Annotated in this window: 1 rRNA gene; it reads right to left on the bottom strand. The window is 50.7% G+C overall.

Annotated elements, in window-relative coordinates:
- Positions 1-282 (bottom strand): 23S ribosomal RNA (locus tag KI210_RS08620); the annotation flags it as partial.

Genomic DNA, 282 nt, shown 5'->3' with positions numbered 1-282 from the left:
TCACTATCGGTCACTTGCTAGTATTTAGCCTTACGAGATGGTCCTCGTTGCTTCAAACGGAATTCCTCGTGTTCCGCCCTACTCAGGATCCTGCTCGGCTTCCTTCCGATTTCGATTACGGGGCTCTCACCCTCTCTGGCTGAACTTCCCAGTTCATTCGTCTATCTTCCGGTCCCCTTCTTGCAGTCCTACAACCCCCAAGGATAAATCCTCAGGTTTAGGCTCTTTCCTGTTCGCTCGCCGCTACTTGGGAAATCGATTTTTCTTTCTCTTCCTGCAGCT

Source organism: Lactobacillus corticis, assembly GCF_018327645.1.
Classification (GTDB): Bacteria; Bacillota; Bacilli; order Lactobacillales; family Lactobacillaceae; genus Lactobacillus; species Lactobacillus corticis.
Note: the sequence above shows the minus strand (reverse complement) of the source record. Positions and strands in the feature narration are given on the sequence as shown.